Annotated in this window: 15 protein-coding genes and 1 pseudogene; 11 read left to right on the top strand and 5 right to left on the bottom strand. The window is 69.9% G+C overall.

From position 1 onward, the window contains the following. Nucleotides 1-169: 169 nt before the first annotated feature. Both NB3_RS02525 and NB3_RS02520 read right to left on the bottom strand, forming a co-directional pair. Nucleotides 170-799 (bottom strand): TetR/AcrR family transcriptional regulator, encoded by a 630-nt coding sequence (locus NB3_RS02525; protein ID WP_067795744.1) that lies wholly within the window; start codon nt 797-799, stop codon nt 170-172. Next, nucleotides 799-1,155, bottom strand: a complete 357-nt coding sequence (locus NB3_RS02520) for an SPW repeat domain-containing protein (protein WP_067795741.1) — start codon at nt 1,153-1,155, stop codon at nt 799-801. The genes NB3_RS02525 and NB3_RS02520 overlap by 1 nt, the downstream gene beginning before the upstream one ends. 216 nt (nt 1,156-1,371) lie before the next feature. Between NB3_RS02520 and NB3_RS02515 the strand changes: the two genes are divergently transcribed. Next, nucleotides 1,372-2,568 (top strand): NAD(P)/FAD-dependent oxidoreductase, encoded by a 1,197-nt coding sequence (locus NB3_RS02515; RefSeq protein WP_067795739.1) that lies wholly within the window; start codon nt 1,372-1,374, stop codon nt 2,566-2,568. 90 nt (nt 2,569-2,658) lie between these two features. On the opposite strand, the gene NB3_RS02510 is transcribed toward NB3_RS02515, so the two are convergent. Next, the gene (locus tag NB3_RS02510) at nt 2,659-3,237 is read right to left on the bottom strand and encodes a TetR/AcrR family transcriptional regulator (RefSeq protein WP_067795736.1); all 579 of its coding nucleotides are present in this window, start codon (nt 3,235-3,237) and stop codon (nt 2,659-2,661) included. A gap of 72 nt (nt 3,238-3,309) precedes the next feature. On the opposite strand from NB3_RS02510, the gene NB3_RS02505 reads away from it, so the two are divergent. The 4 genes from NB3_RS02505 to NB3_RS02490 all read left to right on the top strand — a co-directional run bounded on the left by NB3_RS02505 (nt 3,310) and on the right by NB3_RS02490 (nt 7,614). After that, nucleotides 3,310-3,885, top strand: coding sequence for a dihydrofolate reductase family protein (locus NB3_RS02505; RefSeq protein ID WP_067795733.1), 576 nt, complete (start codon nt 3,310-3,312; stop codon nt 3,883-3,885). 253 nt (nt 3,886-4,138) lie between these two features. Next, nucleotides 4,139-5,692: an FAD-dependent monooxygenase gene (locus NB3_RS02500; RefSeq protein ID WP_067795730.1), complete on the top strand. Its 1,554-nt coding sequence runs from the start codon at nt 4,139-4,141 to the stop codon at nt 5,690-5,692. 302 nt (nt 5,693-5,994) lie between these two features. After that, entirely contained in the window at nt 5,995-6,756 is a 762-nt protein-coding gene (locus NB3_RS02495) for a glutamate racemase (protein ID WP_067795725.1), read from the top strand. 120 nt (nt 6,757-6,876) lie between these two features. Continuing rightward, nucleotides 6,877-7,614, top strand: a complete 738-nt coding sequence (locus tag NB3_RS02490; RefSeq protein ID WP_067795723.1) for a DNA alkylation repair protein — start codon at nt 6,877-6,879, stop codon at nt 7,612-7,614. A gap of 33 nt (nt 7,615-7,647) precedes the next feature. Here NB3_RS02490 and NB3_RS02485 read toward each other — a convergent pair whose 3' ends face one another. Both NB3_RS02485 and mftR2 read right to left on the bottom strand, forming a co-directional pair. Beyond that, nucleotides 7,648-8,703, bottom strand: coding sequence for a ferredoxin--NADP reductase (locus NB3_RS02485; protein WP_067795720.1), 1,056 nt, complete (start codon nt 8,701-8,703; stop codon nt 7,648-7,650). 61 nt (nt 8,704-8,764) lie between these two features. Next, a complete protein-coding gene (gene mftR2, locus NB3_RS02480) occupies nt 8,765-9,403 on the bottom strand; it encodes a mycofactocin system transcriptional regulator MftR2 (RefSeq protein ID WP_084485638.1) in 639 nt (212 codons plus the stop codon). Nucleotides 9,404-9,802: 399 nt separating this feature from the next. Between mftR2 and mftA the strand changes: the two genes are divergently transcribed. The 6 genes and pseudogenes from mftA (at nt 9,803) to NB3_RS02455 (ending at nt 16,123) form a co-directional block, all read left to right on the top strand. Next, complete coding sequence (mftA, locus tag NB3_RS34750; protein WP_157111451.1) at nt 9,803-9,898, top strand: mycofactocin precursor MftA; 96 nt, start codon at nt 9,803-9,805, stop codon at nt 9,896-9,898. Nucleotides 9,899-9,914: 16 nt separating this feature from the next. Beyond that, nucleotides 9,915-10,109, top strand: a pseudogene (gene mftB, locus NB3_RS36665) (mycofactocin biosynthesis chaperone MftB); the annotation flags it as partial. Between the two features lie 51 nt (nt 10,110-10,160). Then, the gene (mftC, locus tag NB3_RS02470) at nt 10,161-11,471 is read left to right on the top strand and encodes a mycofactocin radical SAM maturase (RefSeq protein WP_307693357.1); all 1,311 of its coding nucleotides are present in this window, start codon (nt 10,161-10,163) and stop codon (nt 11,469-11,471) included. A 231-nt stretch (nt 11,472-11,702) separates the two neighbouring features. Continuing rightward, nucleotides 11,703-13,103 carry a mycofactocin biosynthesis glycosyltransferase MftF gene (mftF, locus tag NB3_RS02465; RefSeq protein WP_067795713.1) on the top strand — a complete coding sequence of 467 codons (1,401 nt, stop codon included), beginning with the start codon at nt 11,703-11,705 and terminating at the stop codon, nt 13,101-13,103. Between the two features lie 72 nt (nt 13,104-13,175). Further along, the gene (gene mftG / locus NB3_RS02460; protein ID WP_067795710.1) at nt 13,176-14,627 is read left to right on the top strand and encodes a mycofactocin dehydrogenase MftG; all 1,452 of its coding nucleotides are present in this window, start codon (nt 13,176-13,178) and stop codon (nt 14,625-14,627) included. 125 nt (nt 14,628-14,752) lie between these two features. Then, on the top strand, nt 14,753-16,123 hold the full coding sequence (locus NB3_RS02455; protein ID WP_067795708.1) for a GAF domain-containing protein: 1,371 nt from the start codon (nt 14,753-14,755) through the stop codon (nt 16,121-16,123). Nucleotides 16,124-16,399 lie beyond the last annotated feature (276 nt).

The raw sequence follows: 16,399 nt of genomic DNA, 5'->3' as shown, positions 1-16,399 counted from the left end.
GTGCTGCACAGGCGGTGCAGCGTCGTCGGACAGACCGGAGGCCAGCGCCTGCCGGCGCGAGATCAGTTGCGGTGCTTCCATACCGGCAATCGTGATCGACCGGCGACCTCGCGACGCCCGTCGCGGCGGCGCATGTGCACAACACTCGGGCTGTGGACAACTCCGGAGGTCAGCCCAGCTGGGTCATGCCCGCCGCGACCACTTGGGCCACGTTCAGCACTTCGTCGGCGGTGGGCAGCGGCACGCCGTCGAGCGCGTGCAGGCGGTCGGTGCTCGCGATCGCGAACATCGCCGAGACCCAGGCCGCTGCGCACGCGCGCACGGTGCCAGGGCGAACGGGGCCGGGGGCGCTGGCCTGCAGCACCTTGGCGGTCACCTCGAGCATCTGGTCGCGCAGGCGCCGCAGTTGCCGCCGCACGTCGGGATGGGTGTCGGCCTCCCGCCACAGGATCACCCGCAGCACCGACGAGCGGTGGTCGCGCAGGTTCAGCGCGGCGTCGAGGTTGACCAGGCTCGTCGCCGGATCGCCCGGCGCGACCACGGTGCCGAGGTCATCGATCGGCTGCGCGGGCACCCGCTCGGACATCAAGGCGGACAGGATCGAGTCCTTGGTCGGGAAGTAGTAGAAGACGAGTCCTTTGGGGACGCGCGCCGCGGCGGCGATGGCCGCCGTCGCGGTGGCGTCGTATCCCTGTGCCGCGAAGAGTTCCTCCGCGGCGTCGAGGATCAGCTGCCGGGCGTCGCCGTCGGCTTTCGCGCTGCGGCGACGCCCGGCGCGCCGAGCGCCCGGCCGCTGCATCAGTGATGCGGAGCCATGTCGTGCAGACGCCCCGACACCGTCGGCAGCGCCGCCACCGCGACCACCGCCGTCACGACTCCGACCACCCATGCGGTCCAGGATGCGCTGCGGTACTCGGTGAAGTCCATGACCCATGGCGAGAGGAACAGCAGCGCGCCGCACAGGCCCATCACATAGTCCGCCGCCGCCATCTCGGGACGGGACATCTGGGCCAGACCGGTCAGGGCGATGAGCACGCCGAGCACGATCAGCGACCACATGGCGTTGTCGTTGTGGTCCACCCACAGCGGGGACAGTGCGGCGAAGGCTCCGAGCACGACGGCCAAGAGATCCTGCGCGCGGCTCTCGGTGAACATGTGTACCTCCTCAGGCTGTGCGTATGTCCTGACCTCGGTTTAGTCCTGATTGACCGCCCGATCAACACCGAAACGGACACGGTTGCGCGACGGTTGTCCCGTCACTCGGCGTGACGGCCCTCACAGAGGAATGAACCAAGCAACAGTTAGGGTGAGCTTCGTCGCACCGCCGATTCCGTGGAATCGGCGGCCGGATTCCAGGGAAGGGATGGCCGCATGACCGCGCCGATCGTGATCGTCGGAGCAGGCCTCGCCGGCCTGCGCACCGCGGAGGAATTGCGCCGTGCGGGTTACGCCGGTCCACTCGTGCTGGTCGGCGACGAGTCGCGGTTGCCATACGACCGGCCGCCGCTGTCGAAGCAGTTCGTGCGCGGCGAAACCGACGACACCACACTGCGTCCGAGCGAGTTCTACACCGAGAAGCAGATCGATCTGCGCCTGAGCACCGAAGCCGTCGGGGTCGACACCGTGGCGCGCCAGGTCCGCCTCGCCGACGGCGCCACGCTGGACTACGACCAGCTCGTCATCGCCACCGGTCTGCGCCCGCGCCGCCTGCCCGGTCTGCCCGACCTGCGCGGCGTGCACGTGCTGCGCGGTCATTCCGACGCCGTCGCCCTGCGCGCCGATCTGAGCGGCGCCGAGACGGCGCTCGTCGTCGGCGCGGGCTTCATCGGTTGTGAACTCGCCGCGAGTTTCCGTGCGAGGAGCGTGGACGTCGTGCTGGTCGAACCGCAGGCGACGCCGCTGGCCTCGGTGCTCGGCGAAGCCGTGGGCGAACTGGTCGCGCGGATGCACCGCGCGGAAGGGGTGGATCTGCGCTGCGGCATCGGCGTGGACACCCTGCTCGGCGACGACGCGGGGCGGGTGCGCGGCGCGCGACTGTCCGACGGCGCCGAGATCGCCGCCGACCTCGTCGTGATCGGAGTGGGTTCGCGGCCGGTGACCGAATGGCTCGGCGATTCCGGGATCGCGTTGGCCGACCCGTCGGCCGGCGGCGGTGTGCTCGCCGACGAGGTGGGGCGGACCTCCGCCGACGGCGTGTGGGCGGTCGGCGACGTGGCGGCCTGGTTGCACGAGACCGGAGCGCGCAAGCGCGTCGAACACTGGACCAACGCGGGTGAACAGGCCAAATTGGTCGCGTGCGCGCTACTGGGCGCGCAACGGCCGACGGCGGCGCGCGTCCCGTATTTCTGGAGCGACCAGTACGACGTCAAGATCCAGGCGCTCGGCACCCCGCGTCCGTCCGACGAGGTGCACATCGCCTCCGACGACGGCCGCAAATTCCTCGCCTACTACTCCCAGGGCGGCAACCTCACCGGCGTCGTCGGCGCGGGCATGACCGCCCAGGTGATGAAGGCCCGCGCCAAGATCGCGTCCGGCGCTCCGGTCACCGAGTTGCTCGCGCCCAGCTGAGTGCACGCCTGTGGCGACACCGGGCGTGCGGGGCGAGCGTCCAACCTCGATGAGTTCGCGAGCCGGTGACGGGCGTCCGGTCCCTGCGACCTACGGGGTAGCCGGTATCGCGCGCTCCACGATCGTGCGCACCAGTTCGGCGGCCCGCTGCTCGTCGAAGATGCCTGGGAGGGTGAGTCTTTCCAGGATGAGCCAGTTCAGGGCGAGGTAGAGCAGCACAACGGCGTCCTCGTCGCCGGGCAGCTCCGACCCCTGGTAATTGGCGATGTTGAAGTCCAGATCCGCGCGCACCCGCTCGGTGAGCAGTGCCTGCAATTCGGGGCGCCGAGTGGCCTCCAGCCGCAGTTCGAGGATCGCCAGATAGCCGGTCCGGAAGTGGAAGACCCGGTCGACCACCTCGGTCATGAGTTCGATCATGCTCTCGCGCGTCTGCGGTCCGCGTGATCTCGCCATGGTCTCGTCGCTGGGGATCAGCCGCTCGTAGTAGCGGTTGCCGACTTGGACGAGCAGCGCGTCCCGGTTGGGGAAGTAATTGGACGCGGTTCCGGCGGGCACGCCCGCCTCCTGATCGACCGCGCGGAAAGTCAGTCCTCGTGCCCCTTCGCGGGCTAGGACCTCGATCGATGCATCCAGCAGAGCTTGTCTGCGTTCCGGATTCGTGCGCACCACTTGACACCACTCCATGTGTAGTACTACGGTTCAAATCACTTCGTTCAGAGTACTACACGCTAGGCGGTCAAGTTGCGAAAGCTTATCTACTACGTCGGCGTCTCCCTCGACGGCTACATCGCGGGGCCGCAGGGCGAAGTCGACTTCTATCCGGTGGGCGACGACATGATGGCGTGGATCAACGATCGGTATCCGGAGACGGTGCCGACGCCCCTCCGCGAATCGGTCGGCTTGCCCATCGACACGCCGAACAAGGTCTTCGACACCCTGGTCATGGGCCGCGGCACCTACGAACCGGGCCTCGCGATCGGCTGCGCCAGCCCGTACAACCATCTGAAGCAGTACGTCTTCTCCAGCACCCTCGCGCCGGTGGACAACCCGCAGGTGGAGATCGTCGACACCGATCCGGTCGAACTGGTCCGGCGACTGAAGAAGGAAGCGGGCCTGGACATCTGGCTCTGCGGCGGCGGCAAGCTGGCCGGTCAGCTCCTCGGCGAGGTCGACGGGCTGATCATCAAGAGCTACCCGGTGATCGCCGGTGACGGCGTCCGGGCGTTCACCGGCGATTTCCAGCCGACGCGGTTCGAGGTCACCCAGCGCCGAGAGTTCAGCAACGGCGCGCAGGTGACCTGGTTCGACCGCGCCTGATCCGGCCGGAGTTTCCGGCATCTCTTTTTCACCAGCTTTTCGAAAGGCGGCACCCATATGCGAAAGCAACGCAGCACCTTCCCGGCCCAGAGCAACCAGCAGCGCTTCGCGACTCGTCCCGTACCTCCGCGCGCGGTGACCAATTCGAAGAGCGGATGGCCCCGGCACGGCAGGTACGGGGCGCGGTAGCCCGAGCGACGACCTGGTTGTCCGAATGATCGTCGGCCGCGGCCCGGCCGGAATGGGAGTAGACATGCAAACCGACGTGATCATCGTGGGCGCGGGCCCGACCGGCCTGATGCTGGCCGCCGAGCTGCGCCTGGCCGGAGTGCGGCCGCTCGTGCTGGAGCGGCAGTCGCAGCCGCGCGACACCCCGAAGGCCGGTGGTCTCGGCGGGCAGATCCTGGAGCTGTTGCGCTACCGGGGCTTGCTGGATCGGTTCGAGGCGGCCTGCACCGATCCGATTCCCGCTCCGCGTTTCCCGTTCGGCGGCGTGCACGTGGACCTCACCCAGTTGCCCGAGTCCCCGCTGCACGCCTTGCCGCTGCCGCAACAGGAACTCGAGCGACTACTCGCCGAACGCGCAGGCGAACTCGGCGTCGACATCCGGCGCGGACATCAGGTGGTCGACCTGCGGCAGGACGCCGACGCGGTCACCGCCGAGGTCGGCGGGCCGGACGGGCCGTACCGGGTGACCGCCCGCTATCTGGTCGGCTGCGACGGCGCGCGCAGCCGGGTGCGCGACCTGGCCGGGATTGCGTTTCCCGGCACCGTCTATCCGGAGGTGAATCGGCTGGCCCAGATCACCGTGCCCGGTTCGGTGACCCGGCTCGACAACGGCGACCTCGAACTCCCCGGCTTCGGAAGCATCCGAGCGGGTTTCACGCGGACGGACCGCGGCCTGTTCGGGATGGGCGCCTCGCCGGCGTCGGAGGTGTTGTCGGTCTACACGATCGAGGACGAGACCGTCGAATACGACGACGACGTGCCGATGACCGTGGCCGAGCTGCAGGAGAGCATCCGTCGCGTGCTCGGCGCGAATCTGCCGGTGGCCGACACGTTTCGGCTGTCGCGTTTCACCTTCAAGGCCCGTCAGGCCGAACGGTATCGCGCCGGCCGGGTCCTGCTCGCCGGTGACGCGGCCCATCTGTTCCCTGCCACGGGCGTGGCACTCAACGCCGGAATGCTCGACGCGGTCAACCTGGCCTGGAAGCTGGCCGCCGAGGTGCAGGGGTGGGCGCCCGACGGCCTGCTGGACACCTATGACCAGGAACGCCGTTTCGCTGGAGCGCGCACCATGCTGCACACCCAGGCGCAGGTCGCGCTGCGGCGCGGGCACGACCCGGCCGCCGAAGCGTTGCGGGAGGTCTTCCAGGAACTTCTCACCGACGAACAGCCGCTGCGGCGCATGGCAGCCCTCATCGCGGGCGCGGATATCCGCTACCCGCTGCCCAACCCCAACGATCATCCCTTGACCGGCGCCTTCGCGCCCGACCTCACCCTGAGCACCGATGACGGGACGACCAGTGTCGCCGAACTCCTGCACGCCGCACGGCCAGTCCTGCTCGATCTCGCCGACCGCGCGGATCTGCGCGATGCCGCCCGGGACCCGCGGCACCGCGTGGACATCCGCACCGCGAAAGCGGACAACCGCACGGCCGACGCCCTGCTGATCCGCCCGGACGGCCACATCGCCTGGGCCGCGACCATCGACGAACCCACCGGCGCGGCCGAGCGCGGTCTGCGAGCAGCGCTGTCGTTCTGGTTCGGCGCACCCGTGGCAGCGACGATCCCGGCTGACGGCTGACGCCCTCCTGTTCCGCGCCAGTCGGTGGCTTGCTGTCGTACTCCGTTGCCGAGCGGGGACGGCGGTTCGGCCGGTTTCTCGCGCCAGAGGTGGCTCGGCTCGGCACACCCGCGGCAGCGGCGATTCTGGCCGGTGGCTGACGCTCCTGCCGTCCCCTTGTTCGGCGTCAGTCGGCGGCCCTGCTGTCGTACTCCTTCACCGAACGAGTGCGGCGGTTCGGCCGGTTTCCCCGCGCCGGGGCGGCTGTCGCCGGGGTCGCGCACGGCTGTGGGGCTGTCGCAGGGCTGTAATACGGTGGTGCGGTGATCGTCGCGCTCATCGACTCGGGTCTGGGGTTGCTGCCCACTGCCGCTTGGTTGCGCAAGTTGCGGCCCGATGTGGATCTGCTGCTGCAATTGGACCCGGACGGCGCGCCATGGGGGCCGAAGCCGGAGGAGTGGGTGGTCGAGCGGGTGGTGAACGCCGCGCGGACGTCGCTCCGGTCGGGCGCGGAGGTGATCGTCCTGCCGTGCAACACCGCCAGCGTGACGGCGCTGGAGCACGTGCGGGCGGAGGTCGGACCCGATGTGCCGGTGATCGGCACCGTGCCCGCGATCAAGCCTGCGGCGGCCGTGTGCCGGTCGGTGGCGGTGTGGGCCACCGCGGCGACGACGGCGAGCCGGTACCAAGCCGACCTGATCGCGAAATTCGGCGGTGACGCCGACGTGGTCGGGGTGGCGTGTCACGGGTTGGCCGACGCGATCGACCGGGGCGATCTGGCCGCCGCCGACGAGGCGATCGCAGGCGCGGCGGAGCGGACGCCGCCCGGCGTGGAAGGGGTGGTGCTCGGCTGCACGCACTACCCCCTGGTGACCGACTCGATCGTGGCCGCGCTGCCCACCGGCGTCCGGCTGTTCGACAGCGCCCAAGCCGTCGCGGCCCAGACCATTCGGCGCATCGAGGCGCTGGGCCGCCCGAGCACCGGCAACGGTGAGATCCGGGTGCTGAACAGCGGACGCCCAGGCGACCTGCCCGCCAGCGCGGCAGCCTTCGAGTCCGGCCGCGTGCTGGGTGCGCAAGGGTGAACCACTGTTCGGCACCGCGTCCCCCGTGCTGACGACCGGCGCCACCGAGTGCGGTGCGGGCTTCGCCGAAGGCGCGGCGCAGAGGGAGCACGGGGCATTCGGGAACAGGAGCATGGCTCGATGACCGACTCGGTGACCGCCGACGACGTGCGCGCGGCGCTGCGGGAACTGGCCGACCCGGCCGACGCGGCCAACCTGCGGCGGTTCTTCAAGACCGGGCCCGGCGAGTACGGCGAGGGCGACGTGTTCCTCGGCGTCCGGGTTCCGGCGAGCCGCCGGGTCGCCAAGCGTTTCGCGGCGCTTCCGCTCGAGGAGATCGATCGGCTGCTCGACAGCGACGTGCACGAGGATCGGTTCGCCGCGCTGGTGATCTTGAACGCGCGCTTCGCCGCGGCGTCAAGGCCGCGCTCCTTCGACGACGCGGCGCGCGGCGCCATGGTGCGGCTGTATCTGGCGGCCGTGCGCCGCGGCCGGGTGAACAACTGGGATCTCGTAGACGTGTCCGCGGAGAACATCGTCGGCCCATGGCTGCTGGACAAACCGCGTGATCTGCTGTTCGAGCTGGCGGGCTCGGAGTCGCTGTGGGAGCGGCGGGTGGCACTGCTGTCCACCTTCGCCTTCATCAAGGCCGGTGACGCCTCGACCACCTTCGCGCTGGGCGAACTGCTGCTCGGCGACCGGCACGATCTGATCCAGAAGGCGCTGGGCTGGATGTTGCGCGAAGTCGGGAAGCGCGTCGACCGCGCCCTGCTGACCGATTTCCTCGACCGGCACGCCGCCGCCATGGGACGCACCGCGCTGAGCTATGCGACCGAGCACCTGCCGCCCGAACTCCGCGCCGAATACCGCGCGCGATAGGCGCCGCAAAGGGTCGGCAAATCTCGTAATCGCTCAGAACTGGATGCGCAGGTGGTCGGTCACCGGGTGCGCCTGGCAGCCGAGAATGTAGCCGTTCTCGATATCCTCCGGGTCGAGGATTTCGGCGTTGTCCATTTCGACCTTGCCCTCGAGCACGGTGCACGCGCACGAACCGCACTCGCCTTCCTGGCAGGAGTAGGGCACGTCCAATCCCTTGGCCAGCATGATGTCCACCAGCGTCTGCTTGCGCGGCCAGGCCAATTCGTGCACTTCGCCGTCGAGTTCGACCTCGACGGTCGCCGCGTCGGCCGCCTCCTCCGCGGAGATCTCGACCGGCGCCTGGTCGGCGAACGGGTCGCCGGCCAGCGAGTTGAACACCTCGGCGTGCGTGCGGCTGCGCGGCACGCCCAGTTGCGCGAGCGCGTCGTGCACCCGGTCCATGAACGGCTTCGGCCCGCACATGAACGCGTCGTAGCCGCGATACGGTGCGACCAGGGTGGCCAGCGCGTCGGCCGTCGGCAGACCCTGCAGGTACTCCAGCCAGTGGATCACGGTGAGCCGCTGCGGGTGCTTTTCCGCCAGATCGCGCAGCTCACCGGCGAAGATCACGGACTCGTGGTCGCGGTTGGCGTAGACCAGCACGATGCGGCCGGTGCCGCGAGCCAGCGCCGACTTGAGGATGGACATGACCGGCGTGATGCCGCTGCCCGCGCCGAACAGCAGCAGGTCGTCGTCGAGGTCCGCGGGGGTGAAGACGCCCGACGGCGGCAGCACCTCGATCCGGTCGCCCTCTTTCACGTTGTCGCACACCCAGTTCGACCCATAGCCGCCGTCGGTCCGCTTGACGGTCACCTTCGGGCGGTCGTCGGTGTAGGGCGAGCTGGCCAGGGAGTAGCAGCGCGCCACCGAGCCGGTCCGGTCGCTGGGAATGCGCAGGGTGAGGAACTGGCCCGGCTGGTAACGGAACTTCTCCGCCAGCTCGTCGGGGACGTCGAAGACCAGCGAGCGGGTGTCGGCCGTCTCGGCGATGACCGCGGACACCCGCAGCACGACCGAGCGCGAGCCGTGGGGAACCTCGACAGTGGTCATGTCGTCCTCTCGAACCTGGCACGGGCATCCCGCGACACCAAAACTAGAACGTGTTTCAGTTTCATCGTACGTCGGTGGTCGCCTGGCGGACAAGCTGGGCCTCCAGGCCGGCGATCAGCACCTCCATGCCGAAGTCGTAGGAGTAGCGTCCGCGCAGGTCGCCGATGTACCGGGTGGCCCGCTCGACGACCGGCGGGAGCGTGACGTCCGCCGGTGCGGAGCGGTCGCGCGGGTTCACCCGGCTGCGGCCGAACAGGTAGGTGTGGATGGTCGCGTAGGCGGCGAGGATATTGCGGTCGCCGAACCCCGCTTCGTCGAGGATGTCCATGATCGCCGCGATCAGGTCCAGCTGTTTGCCCAGCATCTGCTCGATCAGGATGTCACCGAGGCCGGGATATTTGCGCAGCTTCTCGTCGATCTGGTCGACGAGATCGCGCAGCCGATGCTGCCAGGGGCCGGATTCCGCTGGCGGCGTGCGCACTCCGGTGAGCGCCGCGCTGGCGACGAGGTCGAGCAACTCGCGCTTGTCGGCGACGTAGTAATAGGGCGCCATGGGGGAGACGCCGAGTTCGCGCGACAGTCGCCGCATCGACAGTTTCTCCACGCCGTCCTCGCGGACCACCCGCAGCGCGGCCTCGACGATCTCGGACTCCGACAGCGTGCCGTTCGTGGTGCTCGCGGGCCCTCCGTGATTACGCAAGGCGCTTCCGCCTCCGAGCCCGTCGCGCGCACGACGGTGTGCCGCCGCCCCCGTTCGCCTGCATTCGTCCGACTCCCATGCCACCTCTACCGCTGCGGGCGTGCCGCCCGTCACATTCTGTTCAGCTGCTTGCCACCCGCAGTCTAGAGCGCCGTGCGTCGGCCGCGTCGCCGCCTGTTCCGCTCGGCTCCCGGACGCGGCGGGCTCCCGCCCCGCGCGCGGCGGCCCGTACCTCCCGATCGCCGGAACTACGATTGAAACCTGTTCTTTTGTCAGTTCATGACGTTATTGTGTGAGCACGAACTGCGCCGTGCAGTTCGCACACGGATCGTCCTCGCGGAGGTAGCCATGCCGGAATACGGGTCCACCGGACACGCAGACACCGACAACACCGGACGGATGGAGGCCGCCGCGCGGTCGGCCGAAGAGGCGCCGCTGGTCGAGGAGAGCCTCATCGAAGAGGTGTCCATCGACGGTATGTGCGGCGTCTACTGACGGGCGGTCGACGACGATGCTCGATCTCGATACCCGCTGGCAGCTGCATCCGCGAGTGGCGCTGCGTCCGGAGCCGTTCGGCGCGCTGCTCTACCACTTCGGCACGCGCAAGCTCTCCTTCCTGAAGAGTCCGCGGATCGTCGAGATCGTCCGGTCGCTGCCGGAGCACGCGTCGGCCCGTGCGGCCATGCGCGCGGCGGGCGTGGCGGACGCGAGCGCGGCGGCTTACGCCGAAGCGCTGACACAGCTCGCCGAATCCGACATGATCATCGGTGCGCCGGCCGGCGCACCGACGGCACCCTCCGTCGCGAGCGCGGCCACGGCGCCGCCGTCGACGGCGGGGGTGGTCCCGCCGTCGGACGCGGCGGTCCGCCTGGTGGACCGCTTCGAGTCCGGTCTCGCCGCGCCGATCTGCCTGACCTGGGAACTCACCTACGCCTGCAACCTTTCCTGCGTGCACTGCCTGTCGTCCTCGGGACGCCGTGATCCGCGCGAGCTCAGCACCGAGCAGTGCAAGGCGCTGATCGACGAGTTCGAGCGCATGCAGGTGTTCTACGTGAACATCGGCGGCGGCGAGCCCACGGTGCGCCCGGACTTCTGGGAGCTGGTCGACTACGCGACCGCGCACCACGTGGGCGTGAAGTTCTCCACCAACGGCGTCAGGATCACCCCCGAGGTCGCGGCCAGGCTGGCGGCCAGCGACTACGTCGACGTACAGGTGTCGCTGGACGGCGCCGACGCCGAGGTCAACGACGCCGTGCGCGGCCCCGGCTCCTACGCCATGGCCATTCGCGCGCTGGAGAACCTCGCCGCCGCGGGGTTCAGGGACGCGAAGTTGTCGGTGGTGGCGACCAGGCACAACATCGCCCAGCTCGACCAGTTCCGCGCCATCGCCGAAAAGTACGGCGCCACCTTGCGTCTGACCAGGCTGCGGCCGTCGGGCCGTGGCGCGGACGTGTGGGACGAGCTGCATCCGACGCCCGACCAGCAGCGCGTCCTCTACGACTGGTTGCTGCGCAACGGCGATGGCGTGCTCACCGGCGACTCGTTCTTCCACCTGTCGGCGTTCGGCCAGGCGCTGCCCGGCCTGAACATGTGCGGCGCGGGCCGGGTGGTCTGCCTGGTGGACCCGGTGGGTGACGTCTATGCGTGCCCGTTCGCCATCCACGACCGGTTCCGCGCCGGAAACGTGGTGAGCGACGGTGGTTTCGAGGCCGTGTGGCGGTCCTCGGAACTGTTCGGGGAATTGCGCGAGCCCAGCGGCGGCGGCGCGTGCGCGTCGTGCAGTCATTACGACGCCTGCCGGGGCGGTTGCATGGCGGCGAAGTTCTTCACCGGGCTGCCCGCCGACGGACCGGACCCGGAGTGCGTCCAGGGCTACGGCGAGGCGGCGTTGGCAGACACGGCGCGGATGATCCCGCGTTCGTCGGTCGACCATTCCCGCCGGGTCACGCCACGCGCGGGCGGGCGTGGGAGCGCGCCGGTCCCGCTGACGCTGAGTGCGACGCGCCCGGCCGGATTCACGCCGGAACGCCGCCCCGCGCGAGCCTGCGACGAAAGCCCGCTGGCCTGAAGCCGTGAAGTTTGCTGAAAGTGTGCTACTGCGGTGGGTTTGGCTATCGCCCGGTCGCGGACCGGGCGTTAGCCGTCGCGTTGCCGGATGCTGGAAAGTGGGTGCGGGCGAACACTCGGCATCGCGTGCGTCCCGCGCCCGTTCCGGTGGCGGGCCGGTTTCGCCCGGAATTCCGCCGATTTTTCCCGAGTGTTGATGTCTGCCCGCGAAAGTCCGCCTAGCATGCCAGGAATGCGCCATGATCGCCTGCCCGATGGATTCGGGGTGCGGATCGATCCTCGGGTACGCGCATACTCCGGCGGGCGGCTTCTGATCGGCGGTTCGCCGGCCAGGTTGCTGCGGCTTGCCCCGGAGGCCGCCGAGATGATCGGCGACGGGTACCTCGAGGTGACCGATCCGAAGTCCGCCGTCGTTGCCAGACGGCTGCTCGACTCCGGAGTGGCCAACCCACGCCCCCGGTTGCTGCCTTCGCCGGAGGATGTCACCGTCATCGTGCCGCTGCACAACAACGCCGAGGGGCTGGCGCGGCTGCTCGCCGCGCTGCGCGGGCACAACGTCATCGTGGTCGACGACGGGTCCGACCAGCCGGTCCGGATACCGCGCAACCGCGGCACCCGGTGCCGGGTGACCGTGCTGCGGCAAGACCGCAAGCAGGGCCCCGCGGCCGCGCGCAATGCCGGCTTACGGGCGGCGACAACCGACTTCGTCGCGTTCCTGGATTCCGACGTGGTGCCGCGCAGCGGGTGGCTGGAGGTGATGCTCGGCCACTTCAGCGACCCGGGGGTGGCGCTGGTCGCGCCGCGGATCGTCGCGCTGGACCCGGAGTCCAACGCGCTGGCGCGCTACGAGCACACCCGCTCCTCGCTTGACCTGGGCAGGCGCGAGGCGGCGGTGCACTCGCGCGGTCTGGTGTCCTACGTGCCGAGCGCGGCGCTGCTCGCCCGGCGCAGGGCGCTGCTGGAGCAGGGCGGCTTCGACGAGTCGATGCACGTCGCCGAGGATGTCGACCTGTGCTGGCGGCTGGAGCGGGCGGGCTGGCGGCTGCGCTACGAGCCCGCGGCCCACGTGGCCCACGACCACCGGGTGTCGTTCCGCGCGTGGTTCGGCCGCAAGCTGTTCTACGGCACCGGCGCGGCGCCGCTGGGCGAGCGGCACGCGGGCACGGTGTCGCCGCTGTCGGTGCCGTCCTGGACGCTGCTGGCCGCGTTCCTGTTCGCCACGCTCACCAAGTGGGGCCTGCTCGGCGGCATCGTCACGCTGATCACCGCGCTGGCCCGGTTGCGCCGCGTCTTCACCGAGCTGGACAACCCGACCAGGATCGCGGCGATCTATTTGGCGCGCGGCTTCTTCGCCGGACTGTGGCGGCTGGCCTCGGCGATGTGCAGGCACTACTGGCCGATCACGGTGCTGGCGATGGTCTTCTCCGGGCGCGTGCGGCGCATCGCCGTCACCATGGCCGTCGCGGACGGCCTGGCCGACTGGTTCACCCATCGCGACGCGGGCGGGCTGGATCCGGTGCGCTACGCGGTCTACAAGCGCCTCGACGACATCGCCTACGGCACCGGCCTGTGGCTGGGCGCGTTCCGCGCGCGCAGCGTGGAAGCGCTGAAACCGACCACACCATCCCGCTGACCGACCCGATCGCCCGCGATGACCTGGATCTTGCCCGCAGCCTCGCGACGAGATACCGAAACGGGAGTCCGAATGGCCGACACGCTCATCGTGGGAGGCGGTACCGCCGGGTGTGTTCTGGCGGAGCGGTTGAGCGCCGATCCGGCGCACACGGTGCGGCTGCTCGAGGCCGGTCGATTGTGGACCAGCCGCGACGTGATGCCCGCCGAATTGCTGGACGCCGCGGCGCTGCCGATCGGTCCAGAGGTGGAATGGCTGTGGCGCTACGAGGTGACCCTCGCCGACGACCCGCCGATGCCCGCGACCATCGTGCGCGGCAAGGTGATCGGCGGGTCGGGGGCGGTCAACGGCGGTTACTTCGTCCGCGCCACGGCGGCGGACTTCGACGCGTGGAGCCGGGCGATCGGCGGCTCGGACGCCTGGTCGTTCGACGCCGTGCTTCCGCTCTACTGCCGGATCGAACGTGACCTCGACTTCGGCGAGCAGCCCTGGCACGGCGATCGCGGCCCGATCCCCGTGGTGCGCGGCTCGGCTCCCGCGCCGGTGAGTGCGGCGTTCACCGAGGCGTGCCTCGCGTCCGGCTTCGCCGAGATACCCGATCTGAATGCGCCCGACAGCGGCGAGGGGGTGGGCGTGGTGCCGTGCAATTGCGATCAAGGGAGGCGAATCGGTCCTGCGCTCGGCTATCTGCTGCCCGCGCTGGGCCGCCCGAATCTGAGCGTCGCGGGGGAAACCCTGGTCACGCGCATCCGCTTCGACGGAACCCGTGCGGTGGGCGTGGAGTACGTCCGCGACGGCGAGAGCGGCGTCGAGTGGGCCGACCGCATCGTGCTCTGCGCGGGCGCGATCGAGTCGGCAACGCTGCTGCTGCGTTCGGGCGTCGGCGACCCGGAACAGCTACGCTCCCTCGGCATCCCCGTCGTGCACGCCGCCCCGGTCGGCGCCTGGCTCGGCGACCATCCGGAAGTGGGCATCTCCTACCTGCTCGACCTCGCCCAGCCGCCGACCGTCCCGCTGGAGGTGGTGCTCGAGGTCGACGATGTCGAAGTCCGGCCCTACGCTGTGTCGTTCACGCCAGGGGTGCACCGGCTTGGCGTCACCCTGATGCGCCCGCGATCCTCCGGGGTGCTGCGCTTGCGGTCGGCCGACCCCGCCGCCGCCCCGCTGATCGACTATCGCTACTTGACCGCCGAAGCGGACCGCGCCCGATTGCGCGACGCGGTGGCGACCGCGGGCGGGCTGCTGCGACGAATGAACGCGCGGCCGGTCGATCCGATTCCGCGGCAGACGGGTCTGGACGCCTGGTTACGCGCGAATCTCGCCACCTCGCAGCATTTGTCCGGTACCTGCCGAATGGGCCGGGAGAACGATGCGGCGGCCGTGGTGGACGAGCGGTGCCGGGTGCTCGGAGTCACCGGGTTGTCCGTGGTGGATCTGTCCGTCGTCCCGGTGCCACTCGGCCGGGGACCGCAGGCCACGACCATGATGATCGCGGAAAAGGCGGCCGCATACCTGTCCGCATGAAGTGAAAGACGGTTCGGTCACAATTTTCCTGGATGCGCACCAGGTGTGACCTGGCGGACAAAGCCGAACATCGGCCGCTGCCGCCGAGAATGCGCCGGTACAGTTTGGGGCGGAAAGAAAGGCAAATGGTCAGCAACATCGCGGGTGGGCGACCCCCACGGCCGGGCGTGGAGCCGGGCGCCCAACTCGGTGCGCTCGAAGTCTACGCCGCGCAGGCGCACGGATATCTCGGCGCGGGTGGCGATCAACTTGCCCGCCTCGCCGGTCTGCTGCGTCCCGCGGTGCTGGAGTCCTGGTTACGTAGCCTGCGCGGGGGCGTCGACCCGATGGACGCGGTGGACGGCCGCGGTCTGCGCGGCGCCGACCTGCAGCGCTATCTCCAGGCCCATCCGGTCGCCGCGCTGATGCCGCTGATCGACAAATTGCTCGTACAAGACACGGCCAGAACGGGTTTGATCGTCGTGGTGGCCGATCAGTTCGGCCGGGTGCTCTCGGTGCACGGCGGCCCCGAGCAGGTGGCGGCCGCCGCGGAGATCGGCCTGCGCGCCGGTGACGATCTGAGCGAGCGCCGCATCGGGACGAACGCGGTCGGCCTGGTGGTGCGCACCGGGCGCGCCGCGTGGATCCACGGCCCCGAGCACTTCCTGCACCGGATGCACCAGATCACCGGAGCCGCGGCCCCGGTGCACGACCCCGACGGCAGGCTGGTCGGTGTGCTGATGATCGCCGGCGGTGTCCGTGTGGCGAAACCGGAGATCCTCGCCCTGGTCAAAGCCACCGCGACGGCCGCGGAAATGGACCTGCTGCTCACCGCGATGCGCTCCGGCGAGCGTCACGCGGACGGTCACGGCAGGCGCGACCCTGGGCAGCCGCACCCGGCGGGCCGGCTCGCGCTCGACGTGCTCGGTCTCGGGCAGCCGCAACTGAGCGTCGCGGAGGACCGGGTGCCCCTGTCGCAGCGGCACGCCGAGATCCTGCTGTTGCTCGCGGAACATCCGGAGGGGCTCGGCGCCGATCACCTCGCGCTGCTGCTCGACGACACCGATCTGGACAACGGCACCATCCGCGCCGCGGTGTCGCGGTTGCGGGCGGTGGTCGGTCCGGCCGTGTTCGATTCGCGCCCTTACCGTTTGCGCGTTCCCGTCGCAACCGATGTGGAGGCGTTGCGCGCCGCGCTCGACTCCGGTGATGTCGATTCCGCATTACGGCTCCATGCCGGGCCCGTGCTGCCGCGCTCGACCGCGCCGGGCATCATCGACATTCGCGACGAACTGCGGGTCAGGTTGCGCACCGCGGTGCTGGCCTCGGGCGACGCCGCGGTACTGCGCCGGTGGACCGCGTGCCCTGAGGGTCGCGACGACGCCGCGGCATGGGCGGCCTACCGGGCCACGGTCGATCGTGATTCGCCGCTGTACGCGCAGATCGAGGCCAAGATCCGGGTGCTGGATCGCCGCCTCGGGGCCGATGCAACGCGAATGCAACGTTTCGGCCCATAATCTGCACAGCCATCGGTGTCGCCGCGGTCGGATGTGACCGCGCATTGCGCTTTGCCCTGGACTCCCGGCCCTGGTAGCCGCGCTGGACGACCGTCCAGAAGTTTTTAGTGCAAATTGTTCCTTTTTATTAACGAAGCGCCTAATGTTCGCACTGCACGGATCGGAACCCGTGTGACGTAGCTGACATAGCCGTGGCGCCCGCTCCACGGCGATGACGTTGGAGGATTGGCGGCTTTCCGCGCGAGCGTGCCCGAGCACCGTTCGCGCTCTCATCGA

The organism is Nocardia beijingensis NBRC 16342, from assembly GCF_001612785.1.
In the GTDB taxonomy this organism is placed as follows: Bacteria; Actinomycetota; Actinomycetes; order Mycobacteriales; family Mycobacteriaceae; genus Nocardia; species Nocardia beijingensis.
The sequence above is the reverse complement of the archived record's forward strand: the minus strand, read 5'-3'. Positions and strand labels throughout refer to the sequence as shown.

Excerpts from the sequence above, each read along its gene's own strand:
- NB3_RS02525 (WP_067795744.1), bottom strand. The coding sequence starts at position 799 with ATGCAGCGGCCGGGCGCTCGGCGCGCCGGGCGTCGCCGCAGCGCGAAA.
- NB3_RS02520 (WP_067795741.1), bottom strand. The coding sequence starts at position 1,155 with ATGTTCACCGAGAGCCGCGCGCAGGATCTCTTGGCCGTCGTGCTCGGA.
- NB3_RS02515 (WP_067795739.1), top strand. The coding sequence starts at position 1,372 with ATGACCGCGCCGATCGTGATCGTCGGAGCAGGCCTCGCCGGCCTGCGC.
- NB3_RS02500 (WP_067795730.1), top strand. The coding sequence starts at position 4,139 with ATGCAAACCGACGTGATCATCGTGGGCGCGGGCCCGACCGGCCTGATG.
- NB3_RS02490 (WP_067795723.1), top strand. The coding sequence starts at position 6,877 with ATGACCGACTCGGTGACCGCCGACGACGTGCGCGCGGCGCTGCGGGAA.
- NB3_RS02485 (WP_067795720.1), bottom strand. The coding sequence starts at position 8,703 with ATGACCACTGTCGAGGTTCCCCACGGCTCGCGCTCGGTCGTGCTGCGG.
- mftA (WP_157111451.1), top strand. The coding sequence starts at position 9,803 with ATGGAGGCCGCCGCGCGGTCGGCCGAAGAGGCGCCGCTGGTCGAGGAG.
- mftC (WP_307693357.1), top strand. The coding sequence starts at position 10,161 with ATGATCATCGGTGCGCCGGCCGGCGCACCGACGGCACCCTCCGTCGCG.
- mftF (WP_067795713.1), top strand. The coding sequence starts at position 11,703 with ATGCGCCATGATCGCCTGCCCGATGGATTCGGGGTGCGGATCGATCCT.
- mftG (WP_067795710.1), top strand. The coding sequence starts at position 13,176 with ATGGCCGACACGCTCATCGTGGGAGGCGGTACCGCCGGGTGTGTTCTG.
- NB3_RS02455 (WP_067795708.1), top strand. The coding sequence starts at position 14,753 with ATGGTCAGCAACATCGCGGGTGGGCGACCCCCACGGCCGGGCGTGGAG.